Raw genomic sequence first — 1326 nt, 5'->3', positions numbered from 1 at the left:
GAGGTCCGTTCCGTGCTCACTCATCTGGCGCCGCCGTATCTCCTTGTCATTCGACTGCTCTACGGCTCCGGTTTGCGTATCGGCGAGGCAACCCGGCTGCGGATCAAGGATGTTGACTTGCAGCGACGGTCGTTGATCGTGCGGGACGGAAAGGGCGCGAAGGACCGCGTGACAGTAGTGGCGGACTCCTGCATCGCCCCGGTGCGCAACCAGATCGAACGATCCTTGGCACTCTGTAGTGACGATCGGCAACGGCAACGGCAACGAGGCGGTGTGTTGCTGCCCTATGCGCTGGCCGGTCAGCACCAGCAGCTTGAGCGACGCCGCCACGGAAGGGTGCAGCATCGTGCCGTTGATCGCCTGCCACAGCTTGCGTAGCTCAGCGACGGAAAGGACACGATCTCGAGACTTACCCAGGGTCGCACCGACCTTGGCAGGTTGGATGCCTGTCGTGGAGTTCTCCTCCACCTGTCCACGGGCCTCGGCGAAGTCGAACATGCTACGCAGCAGGGAGAGGCACTTCCGGGCATCGGCGCGAGAGGTCTCGGCGATGTCGGCGATAATGGCGCTGATCCGCTTACGGGTCAGTGAGCGAGCCAGCATGTCGCCGATAGGCTTGCGGAGATACCGCTGCCAGCGCCAAGAATGCAGTTTCACCGTGTCCTTGGACGGGATGCGGCGAGTCTGCACTGTCGGCGTGTTGGAGTAGATGGGCAACCAAGCATCGAACAGCTCGGCCATGGTCCAGGCGGCCTGATTATCGGCCCGCTGCTGCCGCTGGTGGCGCTTGGGGTTGGTGCCCTCATGAAGCAGGCGGTATGCCTCGCCGTGCACCTGCCGAACCTCCTGAAGCCCCATCGAGGGATAGCGCCCAAGCCTCAGACTATCCGCCGTGCCATTGTGGCGAAAGCGGTAGTACCAGCTCTTCATGCCGGTCGGCGTGACTCGAACCGCCAGACCACCTCCATGGGGAGAAGACACGGCTTGCCAGAACACCTTGTCTCCAGGCTTGAGTGATGCGAGCTGCCGGTCTGTGGTTAGCATGAGGTCTCACCGATCTGGTAATCACCGATGCAGTGTATAACCACAGACAAACTAAGACAAGGACAGACAGGTTAGAGGAAGTAAACCATTCTAAATCAATACTTTGATGTATATTGGCCGCTACTAGATGTCTGTGTCCACTACCTACCTGGAGTAACCAGGAAGAGTTCGGGAGATTCTCAGTCCACGACCCCTGTGGTCACCTCGAGGCCGCCGGTCAGGGTGAAATGAAGCGTTGCCCCGCGCGGCAGAGGACCTACACCGGCCGGCGTTCCGGTCAGG

At 60.6% G+C, this 1326-nt stretch carries 1 protein-coding gene and 1 pseudogene; one reads left to right on the top strand and one right to left on the bottom strand.

Going from position 1 to position 1326, the window contains the following annotated elements; all coding sequences use genetic code 11:
- The first annotated feature begins 12 nt into the window (after positions 1 to 12).
- A complete protein-coding gene (locus ACESMD_RS11180; protein WP_372613151.1) occupies positions 13 to 378 on the top strand; it encodes a tyrosine-type recombinase/integrase in 366 nt (121 codons plus the stop codon).
- A gap of 402 nt (positions 379 to 780) precedes the next feature.
- Here the strand turns inward: ACESMD_RS11180 and ACESMD_RS11175 are convergent.
- Positions 781 to 1044: pseudogene (locus ACESMD_RS11175) on the bottom strand (Arm DNA-binding domain-containing protein); the annotation flags it as partial.
- Positions 1045 to 1326: the final 282 nt, after the last annotated feature.

The sequence above is a fragment of the Halomonas sp. genome (assembly GCF_041689495.1).
GTDB lineage: Bacteria > Pseudomonadota > Gammaproteobacteria > Pseudomonadales > Halomonadaceae > Halomonas.
The sequence above is the reverse complement of the archived record's forward strand: the minus strand, read 5'-3'. Positions and strand labels throughout refer to the sequence as shown.